Here is a 24,460-nt window from a genome sequence, read left to right on the forward strand (position 1 = left end):
CGTGCAATTTCCACCCAAAAGAATACAGGTTTTTCTTTGTGAATCGACCAAAGCCATTATAAGGGCGGTTGCGGTCCAGCTTTCGCGGCTCTATACGGGTGACTTGCCATGACAAACCAAACGGTCTCTCCGCTATTCCCTCATCGCCACCTGCTTGGCATCAAGGGGCTATCGCCCCTGGACATTCTTTGCCTTCTTGATCTTGCCGATCAGGAAGTCGCTGTTTCAAGACAGCCAGAAAAGAAAAAGTCCGTGCTGCGCGGTCGCACACAAATCAACCTCTTCTTTGAAGCATCGACGCGAACACAATCTTCGTTCGAACTGGCTGGAAAACGGCTGGGCGCTGACGTGATGAACATGTCCGTCGGCAATTCGTCGGTCAAAAAAGGCGAAACGCTGATCGATACGGCCATGACGCTCAACGCCATGCAGCCCGATATTCTGGTCATTCGCCATGCTTCGGCCGGTGCTGCGGCACTGCTTGCGCAAAAAGTCGGCTGTGCAGTCGTCAATGCAGGTGACGGTGCCCACGAACATCCGACCCAGGCACTGCTTGATGCGCTCACCATCCGTCGCGCCAAGGGCGAAATCGGAAATCTTATCGTTGCGATTTGCGGCGATGTACTTCACTCGCGCGTTGCTCGCTCCAATATCCTTCTTCTCAATGCACTCGGGGCACGTGTCCGTGTCGTTGCTCCTTCGACGCTGCTGCCTGCTGGCATCGCTGATATGAGTGTCGAAGTCTACAATACCATGGAAGAAGGCCTGAAAGACGCAGATGTCGTCATGATGCTGCGCCTTCAACGTGAGCGTATGGCCGGTTCCTTCGTGCCTTCGGTGCGCGAATATTTCCATTTCTATGGCCTCGACAACGAAAAGCTTAAATATGCAAAGCCTGACGCTCTCGTCATGCATCCCGGTCCGATGAACCGCGGCGTGGAAATCGCCTCCGACATTGCCGATGGTCCTCAAAGCATGATCCAGCAGCAGGTTGAGATGGGCGTGGCCGTCCGCATGGCGGTCATGGAAGCGCTGCTTGATCCCCGACGTAGCCAATCGAGCACCGGAGAACGAGCATGAGCGCGGTCCTGTTTGAAAATGCCCGCATCGTTGACCCTTCTCGCGGGCTGGATGAAAACGGCAGCTTGCTTATCCAGGATGGCAAGATTGTCGCAAGCGGCGCCGATGCGCGCAATCAGGGCGCTCCGGAAGGCGCGGAAATCGTCGATCTCAACGGCATGGCAATCCTGCCCGGTCTGGTTGACTCGCGTGTTTTCATCGGCGAACCCGGTGCTGAGCATCGCGAAACCATCGCGTCTGCAAGCCGTGCGGCGGCCGCCGGTGGCGTCACCTCTATCATCATGATGCCCGATACAGATCCGGTCATCGATGATGTTGCGCTTGTTGAATTCGTCAAACGTACGGCGCGCGATACGGCCATCGTCAATGTCCATCCGGCAGCAGCCATTACCAAGGGACTGCATGGCGAGGAAATGACCGAGATCGGTCTGCTTCGCAATGCGGGAGCCGTTGCATTCACCGAAGGCCGTCACACGATTGCCAACACACAATTGATGCGCCGTGCACTGACCTATGCCCGTGACTTTGACGCGGTCATTGCCTGCGAAACCCGCGATCCCTATCTCGGCGCAAATGGCGTGATGAATGAAGGCTTGTTCGCAAGCTGGCTCGGTCTGTCCGGCAGCCCACGTGAAGCTGAAGTCATCCCGCTCGAACGCGACCTGCGGCTCGCCGCACTGACCAGAAGCAAATATCACGCAGCCCAGATTTCTTGCGCCATGTCTGCCGATGCTTTGCGCCGCTCAAAGGAACTCGGCACGAAAGTTACCGCTGGCGTTTCCATCAATCACCTGTCGCTCAACGAAAACGATATTGGCGAGTTCAGGACATTCTTTCGTCTTTCGCCGCCTCTGCGCAGCGAGGAAGATCGTCTGGCGATGGTTGAAGCAGTCAAGAATGGAACGATTGATATTGTCGTTTCTGCCCATGATCCGCAGGATGTCGACACCAAGCGTCTTCCCTTCGCAGATGCCGAAGCTGGTGCCATTGGCCTGGAAACGCTGCTCGCAGCAGCTCTTCGCCTCTACCACAATGACAGCATTCCTTTGCTGCGCCTTACGGAAGTGCTTTCGACTGCGCCCGCGCGTATTTTCGGCCTTGATGCCGGAACGCTCAAGCCGGGTGCAAAAGCCGATCTCGCCATCGTTGACCTCGATGAGCCGTGGGTTGTTCGCGAGCAGGACCTGCATTCGCGCTCGAAGAACAGCTGCTTTGAGAGTGCTCGTTTCCAGGGGCGTGTGAACCGCACCATAGTTGGTGGCAAAACCGTTTACACAGCTTAGCAATCGCTTAAATAAGCATCCAGAATAATGCCTTAGGCTTTTCTGGCAGCTCTCACAAATTTTAGAAAAGCCGTCTTGCTTTTAGGCGGCTTTTCTTCTCAATTGATTTAATAAAGAAGATATGGGGAGTTTCATGGCCGAAACAGGCATGGTCAATTTGGTGACGCTCGGCACGCTGATATTCGGTTATATCCTTGGTTCCATTCCCTTCGGGCTTATCCTGACGCGGCTTGCAGGGCTGGGCGATGTGCGTTCAATCGGCTCCGGCAATATTGGCGCGACCAACGTCTTGCGCACCGGAAACAAGAAACTCGCTGCTGCAACGCTTCTTCTCGATGCGTTTAAAGGCACGATCGCCGTGCTGATTGCCGCGCGCTTTGGTGAATATGCTGCCATCGCAGCCGGGTTTGGTGCCTTTATCGGCCATCTCTTCCCCGTCTGGATCGGCTTCAAAGGTGGCAAAGGCGTCGCGACCTATCTGGGCATTCTGATTGGCCTTGCATGGCCCGGTGCGCTGGTGTTCATCGCCGCCTGGATCATCACGGCCTTGCTGACCCGCTATTCATCGCTTTCAGCTCTTGTTGCGACCCTCATCGTCCCGGTTGCACTTTACGTGCGTGGAGATCTTGCGATTGCAGCATTGTTTGCCGTCATGACGGTGATCATCTTCATCAAACATCATGCCAATATTTCGCGGCTTCTGAGCGGCACCGAAAGCAAGATCGGCAAAAAGGGATGAAAGAGGGCGCGAATTCGCAGACTGGAATTCGCCTCTCCGATCGCCAGCGGATAAACTGGCTGCGCCTCATCCGGACCGAAAACATCGGTCCTGTCGCCTTTCGTGATCTGATTCTCTTTTGCGGCTCCGCAGCCAACGCAATCGAACGCTTGCCCGATCTCAATATCCGCGGTGGCGGCGCGCGGCCAGTGCGCGTTTCGTCATTGGACGATGCCGAGCGCGAGCTTGAAGCCATTGAGCGTATGGGAGCCCGCCTTGTCGGCATGGGCGAGCCGGACTATCCGCAGCAACTGAAAAACTGTGAAGCACCACCACCATTGGTCACCATCAAGGGCGATGCGAATGTGTTTCGCAAACCGCCAGTAGCAATCGTCGGTTCGCGCAATGCGTCTGTCGTTGGCGCACGTTTCACCGAAAAACTTGCGCGCGATCTGGGCGATGCCGGATTCGCCATCGTTTCAGGACTGGCACGTGGCATCGATGCCGCAGCCCATAAGGCCAGCATGGCAAGTGGCACAGTTGCAGTTCTGGCTGGCGGTCTCGACCGGCCCTACCCACCTGAAAATCTGCCAATCTATCGCGCGATTCCTGAAAACGGCGGCGCACTGATTACAGAAATGCCAATGGGTGCCGAGCCGCGCGCGCGGGATTTTCCGCGACGCAATCGCATTATTGCAGGACTGTCGCTAGGCCTGATTGTCATTGAGGCAGCGGAACGCTCCGGCTCGCTTATCAGCGCGCGCATGGCTGGCGAAATGGGGCGAACGGTTTTTGCCGTGCCAGGCTCTCCGCTTGATCCGCGCGCTCGCGGTACGAACGCCCTTCTCAAGCAGGGTGCGACACTCGTTACCGGTGCGGACGATGTCATCGAATCTCTTGCGCCACTCATGCCGAATGGCAGCATTTTACCCAATCCGGCGCAGCCTGATCTCCTGAACCAGCTTGATGAAGAATCGGCAGCGCTACAGCCGATCACGACAGACATGGAACGCGATCTTATGGTCGACGCACTTGGTCCAGTGCCGGTCGATGTGGATGCTTTGGTGAGGCATGTCGGTATCAATGCCGGTTCAGCGCAACTGATCTTGCTGGAACTTGATCTTGCCGGGAGGCTGTTACGCTATCCCGGCAATCAGGTGGCTCTCATGCCGCAAGAGGAGCATTCATAAAGTCAGTCACTTGTATAGCTATGCTGGTTGTCTCGCGCTTCCTGCAATGCCATATCCATCAGATAGGCTAGGAGATGGCTATCGGTTGTCCTTGCCATCTTGATGAGTTCTTGCAGCATTTCTTCAATATACGCCAATGTCTCACGGTGAGTTGTCTCCCGTTGAACCATTCATGCCCCCACGACGTTTCTGTTTCCATCACGTGAAAATCACCCTTCTGGTTCAAACCCATCGGATATACCCCAGTCGAATACTACCACTGGCTTCACAATCTACAATAGCAATCTTAGGTTGTATTTGACGAATTTTGCCGACATGCTCTTGACCAAACGCAAACCGCTGTTCATGTGAAAGGCAACAATTTGAACGCGATGAATGGGCATTTTGCCTTGGAAGGTCGCGAATCTAGGCTGCTTTAATGAACGTTGTCGTTGTCGAATCGCCTGCCAAGGCCAAAACCATCAACAAATATCTCGGCTCGAACTATAAGGTTCTGGCCTCGTTTGGTCATGTGCGAGATCTGCCAGCTAAGGATGGCTCCGTCCGTCCGGACGAAGATTTTGCCATGTCCTGGGAAGTGGACAGTAATTCCGCCAAGCGTCTGGCAGATATTGTCAAAGCGCTAAAGGACAGCGACGGACTGTTTCTGGCAACTGACCCTGATCGCGAAGGGGAAGCCATTTCGTGGCATGTGCTGGAAGTTCTCAACCAGAAAAAGGCGCTCAAGGGCAAAACGGTAAAGCGCGTTGCCTTCAACGCGATCACCAAGAAGGCCGTTCTTGACGCTATCGCCAATCCGCGTGACATCGACGAGCCTCTGGTTGACGCCTATCTGGCTCGCCGTGCTCTCGATTATCTGGTCGGTTTTACCCTGTCGCCAGTTCTGTGGCGCAAGTTGCCCGGCGCTCGTTCGGCTGGCCGCGTGCAGTCGGTAGCACTTCGTCTGGTCTGCGATCGCGAGTCCGAGATTGAGCGCTTCATCCGTGAAGAATACTGGAACATCGCCGCGCTTCTGAAAACGCCACGCAATGATAACTTCACGGCACGTCTCACAGCCGTTGACGGCAAGCGCCTTGGCAAGCTCGACATCAAGAATGAAGAACAGGCAAGCGCGATCCGAACCATGCTTGAAGGTGCAAGCTTCAAGGCGGTCTCGGTTGAAGCTAAGCCAACCAAGCGCAATCCGGGTCCTCCGTTCACGACCTCGACTTTGCAGCAGGCAGCGTCCGGTCAGCTCGGCTTTTCAGCATCCCGCACCATGCAGGTGGCGCAGCGCCTTTATGAAGGCGTGGATATTGGCGGCGAAACCACCGGTCTCATCACCTATATGCGTACTGACGGCGTGCAAATGGCTCCCGAAGCGATCACTGCTGCCCGCGACGCGATTGGTAAGAGCTTTGGTCCGAATTACGTGCCTGAAAAGCCGCGTTACTATTCCAGCAAGGCCAAGAACGCACAGGAAGCGCACGAAGCCATTCGCCCAACCGACTTTATGCGTCACCCGAAAGAAGTGCGCCGTTATCTCGACGAAGATCAGGCGCGCCTTTACGAACTGATCTGGAAGCGCGCTATCGCAAGTCAGATGCAGGCAGCCGACATCGAACGCACGACAGCAGACATCGAAGCCCTGAACGGCTCGAAGTCGGCAATGCTGCGTGCCAACGGCTCGGTCACAAAATTCGACGGCTTCCTCGCAGCCTATATGGATCACCGCGAAGAAGAAGATGAGGACGAAGACAGCGCAAAGCTGCCTGAAATCCGCTCCGGTGAAACGATTGCACGTGAAAAGATCGATGCGACGCAGCACTCGACCGAGCCACCACCGCGCTATTCTGAAGCTTCTCTCATCAAGAAGATGGAAGAGCTCGGCATTGGTCGTCCTTCGACCTATGCTGCAACGCTCGCAACCCTTCGCGACCGCGAATATATCACCATCGACAAGCGCAAGCTTATGCCGGAACCGAAGGGCCGTCTGGTTATTTCGTTCCTCGAAAGCTTCTTCAAACGCTATGTTGAATATGATTTCACAGCGGATCTCGAAGAAAAGCTCGATCTGATTTCCGATGGCAAGCTGTCATGGAAAGACGTGCTGCGCGACTTCTGGCGTGATTTCTCCGGTTCTGTCGATGACATCAAGGAACTGCGTGTTACCAATGTTCTCGACGCGCTCAACGAAGAACTGGCAACGCTTGCCTTCCCGGATCGCGGTGATGGCAGTGATCCACGCACCTGCCCGACTTGCGGAACCGGTCAGCTTTCGTTGAAGCTCGGCAAGTATGGCGCATTTGTCGGCTGCTCCAATTATCCGGAGTGCAAATTCACCCGTCAGCTCGGCGGTGAAGGCAATGGCGATGCAGCGGCTTCTGATGAGCCGAAGTCGCTCGGCAAAGATCCATTCACTGGCGAAGAGATCACAGCACGCACCGGACGCTTCGGACCTTATATCCAGCGTGGTGAGGGTAAAGAAGCCAAACGCGCCAGCCTGCCGAAAGGTTGGTCGATCGATACACTTGATCATGAAAAGGCGATGGCCCTTCTGTCATTGCCGCGCGATGTCGGGCAGCACCCCGAAACAGGCAAAATGATTTCAGCCGGCATTGGGCGCTATGGTCCTTATGTCAGCCATGATGGCACTTTCGCAAACCTTGAAAACGCAGACGAAGTTTTCTCGGTCGGCCTCAACCGTGCGGTTGCCGTGCTGGCGGACAAACAGTCCAAGGGTGCGGGTCGTGGACGTTCCGCACCTGCAGCGCTTGCAACGCTTGGCGACCATCCTGATGGCGGCTCAATCACCGTCCGTGATGGCCGCTATGGTCCGTATGTCAATTGGGGCAAGGTCAACGCTACACTGCCAAAGGGCAAAGATCCGGCAAGTGTAACACTTGAAGAAGCCTTGGTGCTCATTGCTGCCAAGGCCGGAAGCACCAAAACAAAAAAGGCTCCTGCACGCAAATCTGCCGCTAAGACCGCAGATGGCGAAAAGAAAGCCGCACCGAAAAAAGCTGCCGCCAAGAAGCCGGCTGCAAAGAAAAAAGCCCCTTCCAAAGCAAAGGCGAAGGCGGCAGAGGAGTAAGAATTGGCGCGTCGTTTCCCCAAACCCGATACCGGACGGTCCGCAAGGACCGAACGGCGTGCTAACAAGGCAAAATCCGAGGCCGCTCAGTCCGGAAACCCGGTCTCTTATTTGCCGACGCGTGAAGAAGTCCTCAAATTCATTGAGGAAAATCCTGATCGCGCTGGCAAACGTGAGCTGGCCAAAGCCTTCAACATCAAGGGCGATGCGCGGGTCTATCTGAAAGACCTGTTGCGTGAACTCGCCGATGAAGGGCTGGTAGAAAAGCGTGCCCGCAGATTGTCACGCCCCGGTTCTCTGCCACCGATTACCACTTTGAACGTCACGGGACGCGACAATGATGGTGGTCTTGTGGCCCGCCCAACGGACTGGGACGAAGTGGAATACGGTCAGGCACCTGTAGTGCTGATCCGCCGTACGCGTCTCAATAAAGCCTCCGACGGTCCAACCGTTGGGGTCGGCGACCGTGTATTGGCCAAGATTTTCCGCAGCAAGGAAAATGATGGCCCTGAATATTCGGCGCGTGTCATCAAGGTAATCGACCACAGCAGCAATGCAGTGCTCGGCGTGTTGCGCAAGTTGAGCAACGGCGAATGGCGGTTGGAGCCGGTTAACCGTAAGCAGCCGGAAGTGCAGCTGGACCCACAATCGCTGCAGGATGCTAAAAGCGGCGATCTGGTCGAGGTCGAGCTTACATCGTCACGCCGCTACGGCCTGCCAGCAGGCAAGGTGCGTCAGGTGGTCGGTTCCATAGACAGTGAAAAAGCGCTGTCGATGATTGCGATCCATGAACATGAAATCCCGCATATTTTCCCGGATGATGTGATCCGCGAAGCGGAAAGCGCCAAGCCTGCAACATTGGACGGCAGGGAAGACTGGCGTCAGGTTCCACTCGTCACCATCGATCCGGCAGATGCCAAGGATCATGACGACGCAGTCTATGCAGAGCCCGATACAGACCCGGAGAATCCCGGCGGACATATTGTTATCGTCGCTATTGCCGACGTCGCAGCCTATGTGCGCCCTAACTCCGCACTCGACCGTGAAGCGCTGAAACGCGGCAATTCAGTCTACTTCCCCGACCGGGTTGTACCGATGCTGCCAGAGCGCATTTCCAACGATCTCTGCTCGTTGCGTGAATTGGAAGATCGCCCGGCACTTGCAGTGCGTATGGTGTTCGATGCCAACGGTCACAAGAAGTCGCACAAGTTCCACCGCATTCTGATGCGTTCGGCCGCAAAACTGGCCTATCCGCAGGCACAGGCGGCGATTGACGGTGCGACCGACGATAAGACCGCACCTATACTCGATACCATTCTCAAGCCGCTGTGGAACGCCTATGCAGCATTGAAGCGTGGTCGCGATGCCCGTGAACCGCTCGAGCTGGACCTTCCGGAAAAGAAAATCCTGCTGGCACCTGACGGCAAGGTCGATAAGGTCATCGTGCCGGAACGGCTTGACGCGCATAAGCTCATCGAAGAGTTCATGATTCAGGCCAATGTGGCGGCGGCTGAAGTGCTTGAAGCCCGTCGTCAGCCGCTGATCTTCCGTATTCACGATGCGCCTGCACTCGCAAAGCAGGAAAGCCTGCGTGAGTTTCTCCGCACGCTTGATATGAACCTCGCAAAGGGTGCGGAACTCAGACCGGGCCAGTTCAATCGTATTCTCGAAGCTGTTGAAGGCACAGATCATCAGGAACTGGTCAATCAGGTTGTGCTGCGCACACAAAGTCAGGCGATCTACAGCCCTGACAATATCGGCCATTTTGGTTTGAATTTGCACAAATACGCGCATTTCACATCGCCAATTCGCCGTTATGCCGATCTGATCGTCCATCGCGCCCTGATCAAGGCTCTTGGACTGGGTAATGATGGGCTGACCACAATAGAAGAATCGCAACTCGACGAAACTGCCGCGTTGATTTCTTCAACGGAACGACGCGCGATGCTTGCCGAACGAGAAACGGTTGATCGCCTGATTGCGCACTTCCTCGCCGCCCATCTTGGTGACGATTATGAAGGCCGTGTTACAGGCGTTACCAGAGCCGGTCTTTTCGTGTCTCTTGCGACATATGGCGCAGACGGACTTGTGCCCATTTCAACTTTGGGTGATGAATACTATCTATATGACGAAGCGAACCATGCGATCGCCGGAGAAAGAAGCGGAAAAGGCTTCCGTCTGGGCGATACTGTCACGGTAAGGCTTGTTGAAGCGCTCCCCGTTGCGGGCGCGCTTCGTTTTGAGATGGTTTCAGAACCGCATTCTCTGCCGATGTCGACACGTTCGCATCATAAGGCAAGCAGGGGAATGCGCGGACGCAAAGGAAAGCCAGCAGGTTTTTCCGGCTCCCCCAGAACAGGGTCGAAGAAAGCAGGCCCTAAGAGAAAAGGTCGCAGATGAGCACGTTAGAGGCCAATTCCACAAATAGTCATGTTCAGGTTTTCGGCGGTGAAAGCCGGAAAACCGCGCGTCCCAGCCGCCCTCTCGGCCAGGCTCTCTGGCGCGGCTTTAAATGCCGCTGCCCGCATTGTGGCGAGGGAAAACTGTTTCGCGCCTTCGTAAAGCCAGTGGATCATTGCTCTGTCTGTGGTGAAGATTATACGGAGCAGCGCGCTGATGATCTTCCGGCCTATCTGACAATCCTCATCGTCGGCCACATCGTGGTTGGCGCATTCATGGGCGTGGAAGCCACAACCAACCTGTCATTATGGGCTCATATGGCGATATGGGGTCCGATGATTGTGATCATGTCCCTGCTCTTGTTACAGCCTATCAAGGGCGCGACCATCGGCCTGCAATGGGCATTGTTCATGCACGGTTTCGGTGGACAGGGTGAAGGCGATTACGGCGACGTCACATAACAGGCGGTTTTGCCGTGACCTCCCCTTCCAATCAGTCCTCAACTCAATCGGCGCTGCGTCCACACGATGCAGCGTCGTTGTTGTTGATTGACCGGACAGGCCCCACGCCACGTATTCTGATGGGTAAACGTCATTCCAGTCTGGTTTTCATGCCGGGCAAATTCGTCTTCCCTGGCGGACGGGCAGACGCAGTGGATGGCGCAATAGCGGCGGCAACAGAACTCAGTTCCAACGACACGCAAAAACTTATGACTGGCATGGGAACGCGTGCTTCACTACGCAGGGCTCGTGCGCTTGGACTTTGCGCTATCCGGGAAACTTTCGAGGAAACCGGACTGCGGATTGCGCGCACGTCCTTTGACAAGTCATCCGCTGATCATCTCTCTTCTGCCAAACGGCTGTCATCTACCGACATAATAATGCCTGATAACAAGGATTGGTGTGCATTCCTTGAACATGGTGCGTTGCCAGCACTTGGTGATCTACGCTATTTCGCTCGGGCGATAACGCCACCTGGCAACGTTCGTCGGTTTGATGCGCGTTTTTTTATCGTTTTTCGTGACAGCCTGCCGGAACTTGAAACAGCAAAACTTGTTCCAAGTGGGGAACTCGAAGATTTGGACTGGGTGGCTATTGATGAAGTTGATAAACTCGACGTCGCCCGTATTACTCAGGCCATTCTAAAGGAAGCGCGAATGCTGCTCACAGAAACCCGGCTCGACCTGCCTGCCACCTTGCCTGTGGCACAATACAGCAAGCGGCATGGCCGCTTTGTCCGTGAAGTGATCTGACCTTATGAACAAAGAAATCCACCCCGCCGATCTTGCCTCCCGGGAACCGGAAGGCGGGCCGAATGAGGGCCAGATGCATTGGCGTTCGCTTGCTGCAGCAATTGCCACGATCAGCGCCATGGGCGCTGCAATTGGCTTGGGCATACCCCTCCTGAGCGTACTTCTTGAAGCACGCGGTCACTCCGCAAGCCTGATCGGTGCCAATACAGCTGTCGCAGGACTTGCGTCAATCGTCGCCGCACCACTCGCAGCACCTATCGCTGCCAGGCTTGGCGTCGCACGCGCCATTGTTCTGATGCTGATCATCGGCAGCGTCGCCTTCCTCGGCTTCCACTTCCTGCAGCCACTCTGGGCGTGGTTTGCACTGCGAATCGTACTGCATTTTGCACTGACCGTACTGTTCGTCTTGTCTGAATACTGGATCAATGCCTCGGCCCCACCCGAAAAACGCGGACTTGTGCTCGGTATCTATGCGACATCACTTTCGCTGGGTTTCGCCCTCGGACCGTGGCTGTTCTCAAAAATAGGCAGTGCAGGCGGCACACCATTCTATGTGGGCTTCGCAATTATACTGGTCGCCATTGTGCCGGTGCTGCTCGCCTGGCGCGACAGCCCGGATTTCGAGGAAGGCGACCATGTCCCGTTCCTGCCGTTCATCTTTGCCGTGCCAACAGCAACCATGGCGGTCTTCGTATTCGGTGCAGTTGAAACAGGCGGGTTCGCTCTCTTCCCGGTCTTTGGTGCACGAGTCGGATTTAATGAAGGGGATGCAGCACTCCTGTTGACAATGATCGGTCTTGGCAATGTGCTGATGCAGATCCCGCTCGGCATCATCAGCGACCGTATTTCGGACCGGCGCAAGCTGCTTCTGTTCTGTGCTGTGACAGGTCTCATTGGCATGATCGCCCTGCCCTATCTCATGCAGAGCTGGTATCTGATGGCCGCTGTCCTGTTTTTATGGGGCGGTGTCGTGGCCGGACTTTACACGGTCGGCCTCGCGCATCTTGGTTCAGAGCTGACCGGCCGTGAATTGGCTTCCGCCAACGCCGCCTTTATTTTCTGCTATGCAATCGGCATGCTCGCCGGACCTCAAGCGGTCGGTGTGGGCATGGATGCGATGGGGCCAAAGGGCTTTCCGCTCACTTTGGGCATCTTTTTTGCGGCTTTTGCACTCTTTGCTGCGATAAGGCTCATTCAGAAGAAGAAGCGGGGTTGACTTTTCGCCCTCAATCCGTAGTGTCGCGCCGAATTTCCGCTTCTAGCCAATTGGCGAGACTCGCAGCGGTTTAATCATGAAAGAGCAGGTATTTCGATATGGCCAAGGCTACGACCATCAAGATCAAGCTTTTGTCGACCGCTGACACCGGCTTCTTCTACGTAACGAAGAAGAACAGCCGCACGATGACGGAAAAGATGACAAAGACAAAGTACGACCCGATTGCGCGCAAGCACGTCGACTTCAAGGAAACGAAGATCAAGTAATTTTCGTTTCCGCCGCCAGACATCACTGGCAGGAATCAAAAAGCCGTCTCTTACGAGACGGCTTTTTTCGTTTGCACACGGGATGCGCTTTAACATTTTTTGACGCGCATCTTGCCCGAAAACCGCTTCGCACTTTTCGGGATGCGCTCTAAGCAGCAGACAGAACAATCCTGTTTCGGCCATTTTTCTTGGCTTCATATAGTGCGGCATCAGTTCTTGAAAAAAGCGCCTCGGCAGTGTCGCCGCCCATAAGGCGCAGCGATGCGATGCCGATACTGATCGTCATATTTATTGTGTGTTTGCCACCAGCCAGCACGAAAGGCTTTTCCGCAACGGCTTCACGAATGCGTTCGGCCACCGCAGCGGCCGCCGTTATATCGGTATCGGGCAGGACAATTGCGAATTCCTCGCCACCATAGCGGCACATTACGTCCATGCCGCGAATCTTCTTACGCAGCCGCACTGCGAATTCCCGCAACACATCATCGCCGCCGTCATGGCCATATTGGTCGTTCACACGCTTGAAATGGTCAAAGTCGATCATAACGACTGATAATGGCCGCTCACGCCCCGTAGCGCGCGAAAGCAGCACCGGCATGTGTGTATCAAGGTATCGACGGTTATGCAGCCCTGTGAGGCTGTCTGTCACCGCCATGGTGATTGAGCGGTGCAGGCTTTGACGCAAAAGATCGTTATAGCACTTGCGCTTGATCTGCGTACGCAGCCGCGCATAAAGCTCAAGCTTCTCCAATGGTCGCATCACATAGTCATTTACGCCAAGCTCAAGGGCACGGACGACCAGCGAGCCTTCATCCTCGTTCACAATCAGGATGATCGGCACAAGCCTTGTGCGCTCGATTGTACGCATCTGCGAACAGAGCCGTAGCGGATCGTAATAGGTAAAATCGGCTGAAATGACGATACTGTCGTAGTCACTCTCAATCGCCTTGATCAGCGCGCCATTGGCATCATGAGCAACATCGACAAAATAATCTTCACCCAGGATCATGCGAAGGCGAGCTGCAGCCAGTTCGTTCTCGTCAACAACGAGAATGCGTGCGGCATCCTCTCCGCCCCCAAAACGACCGGAGAGCTTGGTGACAAGCAGCGCTTCCACCTCCGTGTCGGCAACTGTTCCGGTGCGCTGGAACAATTCGTCGGAAACCATCTTGAGCCGGGCAAGGCTCTTGACGCGGGAAAGCAATTGAAGATCCTTGACCGGCTTCGACATGAAGTCATCGGCGCCTGCTTCAAGGCCCCTGATTTTGTCTTCCGCGCTATCCAGCATCGTCAAGATCACAACAGAAATATTGGTCGTGCGCGGATCATCTTTCAAGCGACGACAAACTTCAAAGCCATCGGTCCCTGGCAGCAAGACATCGAGAATGACCACATCAATCTGACCGCCGAGGCAAATTTCGATGGCTTCTGCGCCGTTGCAAGCGGTCACAACCTCGTAATACTCACGCAGGAGCAGAGCTTCCAGCAGCTTTACGTGCGATTCCGCATCGTCAACGACGAGGATTCTTGCCGTCATGATTGCCTAGCCCCCCAGATCCTCACGCCGTAAACTTTCCCGCCCTGAAAATGATCAGGCGTCACCCAGATAAGATTTTATGGTCTCGATAAAACGCGGAACCGAAATCGGTTTGGATATATAGGCTTCACAGCCTCCCTGACGAATACGCTCCTCATCGCCTTTCATGGCAAAGGCCGTCACTGCAATCACCGGTATGTGGCGCAATTCTTCATCATCCTTGAGCCATTTCGTCACTTCCAGCCCGGAAACTTCAGGAAGCTGAATATCCATCAAGATAAGATCAGGGCGATGCTCGCGGGCAAGATCAAGCGCCTCAAGACCGCTTCGGGTCCTGATGGTTTCATATCCGCTGGCTTCGATAAGATCGCGAAACAACTTCATATTGAGTTCGTTGTCCTCGACGATCATCACACTTTTGGTCATCGAATATTCCCTGGCCTTATTCTTTCCTGCCCCAAGACAGGTTTATCTGCCCATCACACCAATATGGATCCTATATAGTCTAAGCGCATTTCATTGACGAATGGCAAATATTCGCCAAATCTCACATTGTCGCGCAGCTATTGTAAGATATATCCCGGAAGAACAGGAATCGGCTTTTCCGGGACCTGAAATGTCAAAACAATGATTGAAAGCGGAGAAGCAGATGAAAAGCCTCATGAGCCAAGCGGATGCAGAGAACCTTGCAGTCGAAGCGCTTGTATGGCTGGCTCAGGACAAGGATCTGATGCCGCGTTTTCTCGCACTCACCGGGATAGAGGTTTCGTCAATTCGGTCTGCGGCTCAGGAACCGGGCTTTCTGGCGGGCGTCCTGCAATTCTATCTCAGCCACGAACCAACCCTGCTGCGCTTTTGCGAAGAGACCGGGCGAGATCCAGCGAGCATTGAAAAGGCCGCTTCACTGTTGCCCGGCGGGTTAAATCACCATCTTTAGAACGGCACAGCGAATGCTGAACCGTCTCGACAGCTCCCCAAAATAAAAAAGCGCCCTTGCGAGGCGCTTTTTCGACGTCATCAAAAATTATTCTGCGCTTGCGGCTTCTGCAGCCGACACGCTCAAAACGCTCAGCTCGTGCGCTTTGCCGTCGCGTGCAATCCACGACATGGACTGACCTGGAGCCAGGCCGATGAGTGCCGTGCCGATTGGCGTCAGAATAGAAATCTTGCCCTGAGCAATATCCGCCTCACCCGGATAAACGAGCGTTACCTTGCGCTCGTGCCCGTCATTGGAGCGAAATTCGACTGTCGAACCCATATGAACGACATCCGCCGGCAGTTTCTTTTGCGGCACCACCTTGGCGCGGTCGAGTTCCTGCAACAATTCCTCGGCCACTTCCTCCAGCTTTTCGGAGACGTTCCCGGCCAGAATTGTCAGGCGTTCGTGATCGATGTCACTGACGACGATCTTGGGCTTCTTGCGATTCTTTACGCTCATGACGATAGCTCACTGCTGTCTTATGATAATTGCCCTCCGTAACGATTCCGGTCCGGAGCGACTGATTGAATTTTGGAAGAAAGCGCTTTTAGTAATTCCGCTTGAAGGCAAGCGGCAAACCGTCCCCCGGAATCCTCTGCGCTGAGCAGGACTCGAGGGTTGCTATCCCGTGATCGGTTGAACCCGATGGAGTATGGAAGCAAAACGGTTGTTCATAGTACTAAACTTGGTGATATCCTTGCCAATGTCAAGTGCACTGCTGACAGGACATGAGAGTGGCGATGGCATTGCCGAACTTTGGTGCTATAAAACGATGTTCCTTTTATGTTCATGAAATAGCACGCAGCCATGGTCGATCGATTCGCAGAAAATAGTCCGGAGCAAGGTTTCTGCCGCGATTGCATATCGCTGCAAAAGCTCGAGTCCGTGCGACGGTGCCGCGCCTGTGGCAGTCCACGCCTGGTTCGCCATGCAGAGCTTTACAAACTGTCGCTCGCCCATGTGGATTGCGATGCTTTTTATGCCTCGGTTGAAAAGCGGGATAATCCGGAGCTTCGCGACAAGCCGCTTATCATTGGCGGCGGCACGCGTGGCGTGGTTTCGACCGCTTGTTATATTGCGCGCATTCATGGTGTGCGGTCTGCCATGCCAATGTTTAAAGCACTGGAGGCCTGTCCCGAAGCAGTTGTGGTTAAACCAAATATGGAGAAATACGTTCGCGTCGGGCGTGAAGTCCGAGAGCTGATGCTCGACCTTACCCCACTCGTCGAACCTATTTCCATCGATGAGGCATTTCTCGATCTGGGGGGAACTGAGCGGCTGCATCGTGCACCGGCGGCGATTGTGCTGGCGCGTTTTGCCAAACGTGTTGAAGAAGAAATTGGCATTACCATTTCGGTTGGTCTGTCCTATTGTAAATATCTGGCCAAGGTCGCGTCTGATCTTGAGAAGCCGCGCGGCTTCTCGGTCATCGGCGAAGCCGAAGCGCTCGATTTTCTGCGTAACAAGCCAGTCGCCATGATCTGGGGGGTCGGAAAATCCTTCAACGCCAAGCTTGAAAGCGACGGCATTCGCACAATCGGGCAACTTCAGACTATGGATGAAGGCTCGCTCATGAAAGCCTATGGCACAATGGGTCAGCGGCTGTTCAGGCTTTCACGCGGACAAGACAGCCGCAAGGTTGAACCCGAACACGATATGAAAAGTGTTTCGGCCGAAACAACTTTCAACAAAGATCTCTCGCAAGCGAGTGATCTGGTGCCAGTGCTGCGCGCATTGTCTGAGAAGGTTTCACAGCGCCTGAAGGCTGGCGACATTGCCGGACGGACGGTCGTGCTCAAGCTTAAAACACAAGACTTCAAATTACGGACGCGCAATCGCCAACTGGCTGATCCTACACAGCTTGCTGACCGTATTTTCCGTACAGGCCTTCAGCTCCTGGAAAAAGAACTGGATGGAACCAAGTTCCGGCTGCTTGGCATTGGTGTTGGTGAGCTCTCGCCGGACGACCGCGCCGACCCGCCGGATCTCGTTGACACACAGGCTACAAAGCGTGCGGTCGCAGAAGGCGCGATCGATCGCTTGCGCAACAAGTTTGGTCGTAACGCAGTTGAAACCGGCTACACATTCTCAAAAGGCAATCTCGCACGCCCGCAAACGCCCACCGACCGTGACCCCGATGAATGACACGGCCCTCGATAAGCTGCTACAAAGCTTGGGAGAAAAATAAATCAATCACGGCTAACCGCTTGACGAAGCGTGTCTGGATCAATATTGGAACTGCTCAAGAGAGCGCTGACTGATTTGACAGACCTCTTACGGATGGCCTCATGGCGGAGTGGTTACGCAGAGGACTGCAAATCCTTGCACCCCGGTTCGATTCCGGGTGAGGCCTCCAAAAACTTTATCAACAAAAACAATATATTAAGATGCATCGCAGGCTGTTAATGCCCTACTTTCATGTTGCATCTTGTCACAAATAGATTCCCTGTAATTACAATTGGTTACAAAAAACCCCGGCAAATCCATGCAACATGGAATGCAACATGCCTGCCCCTCAAAGCGGCTTCAATCCACCGCCAATCACAAAGGCAACGAACGCCATTACCAAGCCGCTGATTACCAGCCACATGATTTTGGACAGGATGCCGCTCACCCTATTTATGAAACCAGCCCCATATTTTCAGACTGTTCTCATAGAGTGAGGCAATGCCAACGATGACCGCAAGAATGGTTATTGCCATCCATTTAAACACACGGCCCATGGTGCGCACCGTTGCGTAGAACTTGATCGCATCTTCCAGATTGTCGATATCGTCATCATCCAACTTGGACAAGAAATCCTTTGTTCGCGTAGGCAGTTCGATCATGCGTTCTACGGTCTGTGCTTCTTCGTCCATTGGTGTCACTTCCAGCAGCCCCGCGATTTCCCGAATTGATTATGTCCCGCAATCCCCTGCCCTGCCTTTAGATCGTTTCCAGCCAGATAGACCGCCGTTTCGGGCTTAAGGCTTATCTGCTTCCATCCCGCGCAGTTGGTCGCATTGCTCGCGCATCCCGCCAAGCTCAAGGCAAAGCCTGCGAACATCCATATTGACAACTTCCTCATCTATATCCGCCCTCTTTTGGATTGCCTTTGCGGTTGCTTCCGCCGCTGCCATTGCGGCGCGCTGGCGCTCTTTCATCGCTCCGTAGAGATTGCCAGCAGCCAGCAACAAAAAAGCCGCCACGAGGGCGGCTATCGAGTATTTCAGCCAGTTCGGGATTAAGGCCCAGATCATGATTTGATCTTCCGGTAGATGCCCCAGAGTGTGAGAGCAAGAACGATGCCGCCGACAATAATGCGCGCCCACTGCCCGCTTGTGAGGCTGTCCTGCTGATCAACGATGGCCTGCGTAATATCTGGAAGGATCGGCCCAACTGAGCTGCCGACACCGATAGCACCCGCGCCACCGATCGTTGCCACATCGGTCTTGTTCGCCGCAGTTGTCGCTGTGACATTGTTCGAGGATACAAAAGCACCCTGCACCCACAGCCCCGCTTCGGCTGCGCGCCGGTTCACAAGGCCCTGCACTTTCCTGCCGCCAGCATTTACCCACTTGGCAAGTTCACCAGGCACTGCATCGTAGTCGCCCTTGTTCAGCTTCTTGAGCAGCGTCGACTTGTGAAGCGCGCCGGTGTTAAAATCGAACGAGACGAGCGTGGCGAACTGATTGTCATTGACCGGCACACTAACCAGACGCTCAACCCGCGCCTCAAATTTCGCCAGATCGTTCTGCAGGATGCGTTCGGCTTCTTTATCGCCAATTGCCATACCCGGCGTAACCTTTGGCGCGCCAGCCGCTGACGTATGGCCATAGCCAATAGTCAAAATGCCTGCGACATCCTTATATGCCGTTGTCTTGAGGCCTTCTTATATGCCGTTGTCTTGAGGCCTTCCCACTGCTTGATGAGCGAAAGCCCCGCCGCGTTGATGCGTCGTGCCATTGTGTTTCCTTTCGGCAAAAGAAAAGGCCCCGCGATTGCAGGGCCCTACTAAGTTTTATCGTTTGAAGCCTTAGCTTCCAGCTATAGCCTTTGCGGACTCAATAACTGCTTGCGAATTCACTTGTTCAATATCGTCATCTTTAAAGCGTCTAAACGCCCCAATAAGCAGCATAATTGTGACCGTGGATATAGAAACGACAGGAGCTACATACAGAGCAATCGTAACGGTAGGTGCTACATATACAATTGGGAAGAATACGTAATGACACAATACATATGTTGCAAAAGTGACCATAATAGCAATTACAATCACGGCTATAAGCATAACAGCGTACCGCATAAGGATACGCTGTAAAACTTCGTGCTTTAACAGATTATTATATTCATCTTCGGCAGAGAGTGCCTTAGCGGCACGGTCGGCCTCGATAAAGGCCAACCGCGCTTCCAGATTATCCAAGCGCCCATCTGTAGGGCTGCCGCTTGTCGGGTCATTCGGAATGAAATCGTCTGCCATTATCCGGATCTAGCTAGCCTTTTTTGGCGATAATGCGCCAAGATCAAGTCATTTGTGATAGGGGCAAAAAAACCGAACTTCTTAGAAGCTATATCCCACGGCCCGCCGGGTTCATGAGTCATATCAGAAAGCCTGAAAGCGTGAATTTTGCCGTAGCCTTGATAAATCTGCTCGAGAATATTCTCCGCGTAGGAGTTGTTAACCGCGTCGAACCCCGGAACTGGAGTTGTTATATCAACACCTTGCCCGCGGAAGGATCGGTAAACATCAGGAATTACGGGGCCACGCTTCCAAGCTTCGATCTTGTTACGGATCAAAGGAGCGCCTGACATCTCCAGATACCAGCCGTGAGAAATATAAACCAACTTCAGCAACTGCATTATGGAAAGTTGTTTTCCATCTTTCCCAGCGCGCTGGACGAACCAGTTGGCAATTTGACGTGCGTCGTACATACTACCCTCCGTTCGCTAGTTGTTCGTACTGACTGCGTTCCTACACATATAGGTGATTCAGTTTGTCAAGTCATCACCCTGTGGAAAACATTACTGGCAACAGGTATTTTGTCGCTATTCCACATAATCCACAACCTTAGACATTTTACATCAAGCCAGCGTGACGGGGATAACGCCTTTCGGCACGAAAAAGCCGCCTCAAGGGCGGTGAGGTGTGGAGCAGCGCTATAAGCGCCATGCTGATTACTAGGTTTTCCTTGCAATAATTATGGAATTGTGGAATCGAACCTAGCTAAATCGGATGGCAACATGTTTTTTGTTTTGAATATCTCTCTAACAATAATTGCTGCATTAATCGTAGCGGTTGTCATGTACGTTTATTTAAAATCTCCAATAGAGTGATTGAGCTTATTCTATCGGGATAAATGCAATATCTAATAACTGGTAATTGTTAGCTATGTCGGAACGTTTAGACTACCTTGATGGACTTCGCGGCTTAGCGGCTCTCGCCGTTGTATTTTCTCACTTCGAGTCTGTGTTTTCTGCTGCAATTTCAAGCGGTGGACAGTACACGATAACGAATACATTAAAAGCATACTGGTTTTTATCAGGGGGCAACTTCGCGGTTTGCATCTTTTTTGTACTAAGCGGATATGTGCTAATACTGAAATATGACAAACGTGGCGGTGACGCTTTATCGTCAGGAGCATTGAAGCGGTATTTAAGGCTGACACCCGCAATCTTAGCTTCGGCAATCCTTTTGTATTTGATTCAAACGTCGATAGGCTTTTACAATTCCGATGTAGCTCAATTGATTGGGGGGCATAACTGGCTTGCATCCAGTCAGCCACCACAAATCAGCTTTTTTGAGACAATTAAACAAGGTCTAACCGTTATTTTCCATGGGCAAAGCCCACAGAATGGCGTTTTGTGGACTATGAGAATAGAATTCTTGGGGTCTATGATTTTATTTGGGTTGTGTTCTTTGTTCTATAAATCCAACTTTTACGGTATTATTTCATTATTATTTTCAGTTTTTCTAATATCGTATTATGGAGAAACCGGGCTTTATGTTTCCCTATTTATTGCTGGAAGTTATATCCTTAAAAGGAAGAACTTATATTTATTCTGGCCACTTATATTCGCGGCTCTATATTTAGGTTCATTTAGGGCTTGGGATGCGCCAATTAGCTCAATCTCTAATTCGTTTTATTGGAAGAATTTTATCGGTATAAAGCCGGACGTTGTGATTCATGCCGTGGGGGCAATAATCCTTGTCCTCTCAATACGCGGCAGCGAGATTGCTAAGCAAGCATTATCATTACCTGTGTGTTCATGGTTAGGGAGAATATCTTTCTCACTTTATCTAATTCACTTCACTGTGTTCAGTAGCCTTGGTTGCCTTGCCATTGTGAAACTCTCTCCGTTGATAGGCGTTCAATCGGCTTGTGTAGTAGGTTTGTCGTTGACCTTGATTGTGACATTTGCTCTTTCAGAGATATTAACAAGAACTGTTGACCTCCCTTCACAGAAACTTGCAGACGGGTTCGCAAGATTTTTTCTCAACCGACCGTCTGCGCAACAATCTATATCGCCCAAAAACTACCGTATGCTGGATCCCATCCAGTAACGTTAGTAGTTTTTGCCCCGGACAACATAAAATTTCCCATGCCCTTTGCTGAGTTGAGACTAAATGTTCCTAAGGTATTGTCAGCCTTGACAGGGGCATAAACACCGACCCCTAGCAGGATGAGGTCGCTTTTCATTACTGGTAGTCCGTCAGCCGCTGTAACATACCAAGGCTTAATGACACCGCCTTGGATGACAACTCTTGGATTTGGCGACCCTCCCCATGTATCGTCAATCTTCATAATTTCGCTATTGCTAATGAAGACTTCTCCAAGAAAAGCATCGATGATTTCCACCTTGCGCGAGTTCTGTATTTCCACTCGTGGATACCACCTATCGGACGAGCGACTACTGTAACCCGCGTCCCAAGTCGATTGCGACATGCGCAAATCCAAAGTGTAAGAACGATTTGAGGAAATCGTACTAATTCTATCTGAGCACCAACTGTCTAGGTTATTCAGTATCACGTTGGCATTCGTGCCACCTTGTATAGCTACGCTTCCATCGACCTGTGCTGGCTTACGCGACTTTACGCTAATGTGTCCATAGTAATTAGCCCTCAACCCAAATCCTCGAACCTTCGCAGAAGCGTCGAAGTTTTGGAATGAAATTCCATCAACTTCAATACGATCCGGGTAATTACATCCCCATCCAAAAGAGCTATCAGCTCGTGCATCCCATAACGTGACGCCGCCGACTGATATCCCATTCCCTGTGAGAGCAATATTGCGGTTCCCTTGGACTACTGTGTCCTTGACAACAACGTTAGGGAGAATACAGGACCTGCCCATGTCGTGGCTAATATTGCCTCCAGCGCGAACCACTGCAATTATTGCCCCGTCTGGCACCTCAGACCCTAATAGAATTTTGCTTCTTTCAGAGCGAATTTCTCCCACCCATTCATATCCATAATCTACTCGCGTAGATATGCATTCGTAATAAGGCTGGGTATTCGGCGTGGCACCGTACCCGATTTGGAATGTGCAGTCTTGCGCTATAAATAGACCTCCGCCCGCAATATGAATACGACCGTTCTTTATCGTGCAATTATAAGCGCCGTTATGCCCCCGCATCCCCCAATGAGCATCTATGCGGCTCAGTTCACTACGATGCCAATACCATCCCTTAATAAAATTTAGGCCGCACGCACCCCACCCATCAACAGCATACCAGTCAAAGAAATTAACATCGATAGCATTGCCTCCGGCGATAGTATAAGCAGCGGTCGCCTGATCAGGGCATTCAGATTTACCGCCAAACCAATTCACCCCGTAGCAATTTCTTGTCATCGTCAGCTGACGTATCATGTCACCGGATGGTCTGCTTTCTTCAACAAAGTCAAAATTCCATACGTCTGTCTGGTGTCTCTGGACATCGATCAAGCAAACCGAACCGCATGCGTCAATTACAAAGGTTGGGCTTTTGAAGGTGCGCTTGGTTCTTTCGCGTGGATATAGGAACCCGCCGTTGATCGTGGCCTCAGTTAGATTTCGATCAAAACCCCATGTCAACATTCCAGAAAACCCAACTACAAGCTGATCTCTCAGCTCTATAGGCTGGTTGGGCCACCGAACAATATCGATATCTGATGTCCTGATTGAGACGAAAGAATCTCTGTTAGCAAGGAATAGTGGATGTGGTAAATATGTGCACCCCGTTTTCATCAAACCTTTAAACTGTGGCTCGTTCAAACTGGCAAGGACGCCTGCGTCAAAATCTATCCTGGTTGAGTTAGGCGCTATCGTGAATAGGTACTCGTTTTCCCAAGTGGACGGGAACGCTCCGCTTTCTTCATCAAGCTTAATAGTTGACCCGGTTAGGTCTGCGTCCACCAAAACCTGAACGTTCTGATGCCGCCAAAGAAATACCCCGCTGTTCTGTTGGACTTTGGCGCCAACCTCTGCGGCTCTGGCGAAACAATCACTTATGGCCTGATCTGCTACTTCAACGCCTGTAGAATCCGCTCCGAACTGAAGGAAATCCATTACAGGGCTTATGTTCGACCAGTAAGTGCCGTCTCTCGACGTGAAACCACCCGGTGTCAAAGTGTTGTCCCGCGCCCACACACCAATAGGGCCATCACCAGCAGCGAATGAACCTCCCGTAAAGAGATGCGACACGCTTGGCGCGATAAAGGTGAGAGAGGCAGCTAGCTTGGTGTCATAGAAATTGCGGTCTAACGGACCCCAAGCCCCAATCAATGATGAAAGAGCATTGTCACCATTAATTCGATCTAGAATTTCCTTGTCAACGCGTTGGTTTATAGCGCTATCGACAGAGATTCTCTGCGCTCTCTCAAGAAGATCGGCGGCAATTCTTGCCGCTTCTTCCGCGTTGATTCTGTCGCTGAGTTGCTTATCCCCCGCCTTGCGGGCTACAATCTCTGCAAGCAGCGCAAGCCATGTAATCTCCCCGCGTGCACCGCGATCCTGCAAAGCCATAGTCAAGCGATCAAGCTGAAGCTCCACGCTTGGCGCGTCATTACGCTGATTATTCGCAAGGCCAACAGTCTGTTTGGCTTCCGTCATGCGATAACGCACGACTTTATTCGGAGCCTGTGGAGCATTGATGAATGAAACTGTTCCACCTGTCGGCCAAGAGCTTCCAGCAATCGTATAATGCGTACCAAGGATTTGCGGTGTGTCGATGCCATCAGCATTGCGCAGCGCGACAACAACTTCATCCTTTTGCAAGAAGCGCTTAGGATATGGGAAGTCTTTGGTTACGCCGTTGGCGTCAGAGATGTATTCCAGCTGGTCAGGAACAGGAACGGTCATGCGAGGCTCCAAAGAAAAAGGCCCCGCGATTGCAGGGCCTTGTTTGAATTCTGATTTTTTGATGTAACTCAGGCTCAACACTGGAGCCGGGGGATGGTTATGAGGCCGATAGTTTTTGTTATGATTGCTGTGTTTACTCTACTGTCGTC

The 24,460-nt window shown here is 52.7% G+C and carries 22 protein-coding genes and 1 tRNA gene; 14 read left to right on the forward strand and 9 right to left on the reverse strand.

Annotated features, from left to right (window positions below):
• The first annotated feature begins 108 nt into the window (after positions 1-108).
• The 10 genes from CEV33_RS10895 (at position 109) to rpmG (ending at position 12,478) form a co-directional block, all read left to right on the forward strand.
• The gene (locus CEV33_RS10895; protein ID WP_094540515.1) at positions 109-1,080 is read left to right on the forward strand and encodes an aspartate carbamoyltransferase catalytic subunit; all 972 of its coding nucleotides are present in this window, start codon (positions 109-111) and stop codon (positions 1,078-1,080) included.
• Positions 1,077-2,363, forward strand: a complete 1,287-nt coding sequence (locus CEV33_RS10900) for a dihydroorotase (RefSeq protein WP_094540516.1) — start codon at positions 1,077-1,079, stop codon at positions 2,361-2,363. The genes CEV33_RS10895 and CEV33_RS10900 overlap by 4 nt, the downstream gene beginning before the upstream one ends.
• A 133-nt stretch (positions 2,364-2,496) precedes the next feature.
• Positions 2,497-3,102 carry a glycerol-3-phosphate 1-O-acyltransferase PlsY gene (plsY, locus tag CEV33_RS10905; protein WP_094540517.1) on the forward strand — a complete coding sequence of 202 codons (606 nt, stop codon included), beginning with the start codon at positions 2,497-2,499 and terminating at the stop codon, positions 3,100-3,102.
• Entirely contained in the window at positions 3,099-4,271 is a 1,173-nt protein-coding gene (gene dprA / locus CEV33_RS10910; RefSeq protein ID WP_094540518.1) for a DNA-processing protein DprA, read from the forward strand. The genes plsY and dprA overlap by 4 nt, the downstream gene beginning before the upstream one ends.
• Positions 4,272-4,689: 418 nt before the next feature.
• Positions 4,690-7,344, forward strand: a complete 2,655-nt coding sequence (gene topA, locus CEV33_RS10915) for a type I DNA topoisomerase (RefSeq protein WP_094540519.1) — start codon at positions 4,690-4,692, stop codon at positions 7,342-7,344.
• A gap of 3 nt (positions 7,345-7,347) precedes the next feature.
• The gene (rnr, locus tag CEV33_RS10920; protein ID WP_094540520.1) at positions 7,348-9,744 is read left to right on the forward strand and encodes a ribonuclease R; all 2,397 of its coding nucleotides are present in this window, start codon (positions 7,348-7,350) and stop codon (positions 9,742-9,744) included.
• Positions 9,741-10,205, forward strand: a complete 465-nt coding sequence (locus CEV33_RS10925; protein WP_094540521.1) for a DUF983 domain-containing protein — start codon at positions 9,741-9,743, stop codon at positions 10,203-10,205. Before rnr ends, CEV33_RS10925 begins: the two co-directional genes overlap by 4 nt.
• A 149-nt stretch (positions 10,206-10,354) precedes the next feature.
• Entirely contained in the window at positions 10,355-10,996 is a 642-nt protein-coding gene (locus CEV33_RS10930) for an NUDIX hydrolase (RefSeq protein WP_235818410.1), read from the forward strand.
• A 73-nt stretch (positions 10,997-11,069) separates the two neighbouring features.
• The gene (locus tag CEV33_RS10935; protein WP_094540710.1) at positions 11,070-12,212 is read left to right on the forward strand and encodes an MFS transporter; all 1,143 of its coding nucleotides are present in this window, start codon (positions 11,070-11,072) and stop codon (positions 12,210-12,212) included.
• Positions 12,213-12,310: 98 nt separating this feature from the next.
• Complete coding sequence (gene rpmG, locus CEV33_RS10940) at positions 12,311-12,478, forward strand: 50S ribosomal protein L33 (protein WP_007878621.1); 168 nt, start codon at positions 12,311-12,313, stop codon at positions 12,476-12,478.
• A gap of 148 nt (positions 12,479-12,626) precedes the next feature.
• Here rpmG and CEV33_RS10945 read toward each other — a convergent pair whose 3' ends face one another.
• The gene (locus CEV33_RS10945) at positions 12,627-14,015 is read right to left on the reverse strand and encodes a PleD family two-component system response regulator (RefSeq protein ID WP_094540523.1); all 1,389 of its coding nucleotides are present in this window, start codon (positions 14,013-14,015) and stop codon (positions 12,627-12,629) included.
• Positions 14,016-14,069: 54 nt separating this feature from the next.
• Positions 14,070-14,441: a response regulator gene (locus tag CEV33_RS10950; protein WP_024900225.1), complete on the reverse strand. Its 372-nt coding sequence runs from the start codon at positions 14,439-14,441 to the stop codon at positions 14,070-14,072.
• A gap of 223 nt (positions 14,442-14,664) precedes the next feature.
• On the opposite strand from CEV33_RS10950, the gene CEV33_RS10955 reads away from it, so the two are divergent.
• Positions 14,665-14,952, forward strand: coding sequence for a DUF3572 domain-containing protein (locus CEV33_RS10955; RefSeq protein ID WP_094540524.1), 288 nt, complete (start codon positions 14,665-14,667; stop codon positions 14,950-14,952).
• Positions 14,953-15,039: 87 nt separating this feature from the next.
• Here the strand turns inward: CEV33_RS10955 and rnk are convergent, their stop codons facing one another.
• The gene (rnk, locus tag CEV33_RS10960; RefSeq protein ID WP_094540525.1) at positions 15,040-15,453 is read right to left on the reverse strand and encodes a nucleoside diphosphate kinase regulator; all 414 of its coding nucleotides are present in this window, start codon (positions 15,451-15,453) and stop codon (positions 15,040-15,042) included.
• 348 nt (positions 15,454-15,801) lie between these two features.
• Here rnk and CEV33_RS10965 point away from each other — a divergent pair, with 348 nt between their 5' ends.
• Positions 15,802-17,139 carry a DNA polymerase IV gene (locus tag CEV33_RS10965; protein WP_094540526.1) on the forward strand — a complete coding sequence of 446 codons (1,338 nt, stop codon included), beginning with the start codon at positions 15,802-15,804 and terminating at the stop codon, positions 17,137-17,139.
• Positions 17,140-17,276: 137 nt separating this feature from the next.
• A tRNA-Cys gene (locus tag CEV33_RS10970) sits at positions 17,277-17,350 on the forward strand.
• A 259-nt stretch (positions 17,351-17,609) separates the two neighbouring features.
• Here the strand turns inward: CEV33_RS10970 and CEV33_RS10975 are convergent.
• From CEV33_RS10975 to CEV33_RS10995, 5 genes are all read right to left on the reverse strand, one after another.
• The gene (locus CEV33_RS10975; protein WP_094540527.1) at positions 17,610-17,870 is read right to left on the reverse strand and encodes a hypothetical protein; all 261 of its coding nucleotides are present in this window, start codon (positions 17,868-17,870) and stop codon (positions 17,610-17,612) included.
• 87 nt (positions 17,871-17,957) lie between these two features.
• Complete coding sequence (locus CEV33_RS10980) at positions 17,958-18,233, reverse strand: hypothetical protein (protein ID WP_094540528.1); 276 nt, start codon at positions 18,231-18,233, stop codon at positions 17,958-17,960.
• Positions 18,230-18,823, reverse strand: coding sequence for a lysozyme (locus CEV33_RS10985; protein WP_374817140.1), 594 nt, complete (start codon positions 18,821-18,823; stop codon positions 18,230-18,232). Before CEV33_RS10985 ends, CEV33_RS10980 begins: the two co-directional genes overlap by 4 nt.
• Before the next feature lie 186 nt (positions 18,824-19,009).
• The gene (locus tag CEV33_RS10990; protein ID WP_094540530.1) at positions 19,010-19,453 is read right to left on the reverse strand and encodes a hypothetical protein; all 444 of its coding nucleotides are present in this window, start codon (positions 19,451-19,453) and stop codon (positions 19,010-19,012) included.
• Positions 19,453-19,905, reverse strand: a complete 453-nt coding sequence (locus CEV33_RS10995; protein ID WP_094540531.1) for a Panacea domain-containing protein — start codon at positions 19,903-19,905, stop codon at positions 19,453-19,455. Before CEV33_RS10995 ends, CEV33_RS10990 begins: the two co-directional genes overlap by 1 nt.
• Before the next feature lie 457 nt (positions 19,906-20,362).
• On the opposite strand from CEV33_RS10995, the gene CEV33_RS11000 reads away from it, so the two are divergent.
• Positions 20,363-21,535: an acyltransferase family protein gene (locus CEV33_RS11000; protein ID WP_094540532.1), complete on the forward strand. Its 1,173-nt coding sequence runs from the start codon at positions 20,363-20,365 to the stop codon at positions 21,533-21,535.
• On the opposite strand, the gene CEV33_RS11005 is transcribed toward CEV33_RS11000, so the two are convergent.
• A complete protein-coding gene (locus CEV33_RS11005) occupies positions 21,492-24,311 on the reverse strand; it encodes a hypothetical protein (protein WP_094540533.1) in 2,820 nt (939 codons plus the stop codon). The two genes, CEV33_RS11000 and CEV33_RS11005, sit on opposite strands and share 44 nt — an antisense overlap.
• Positions 24,312-24,460 lie beyond the last annotated feature (149 nt).

It is taken from the genome of Brucella grignonensis (assembly GCF_002252505.1).
In the GTDB taxonomy this organism is placed as follows: domain Bacteria; phylum Pseudomonadota; class Alphaproteobacteria; order Rhizobiales; family Rhizobiaceae; genus Brucella; species Brucella grignonensis.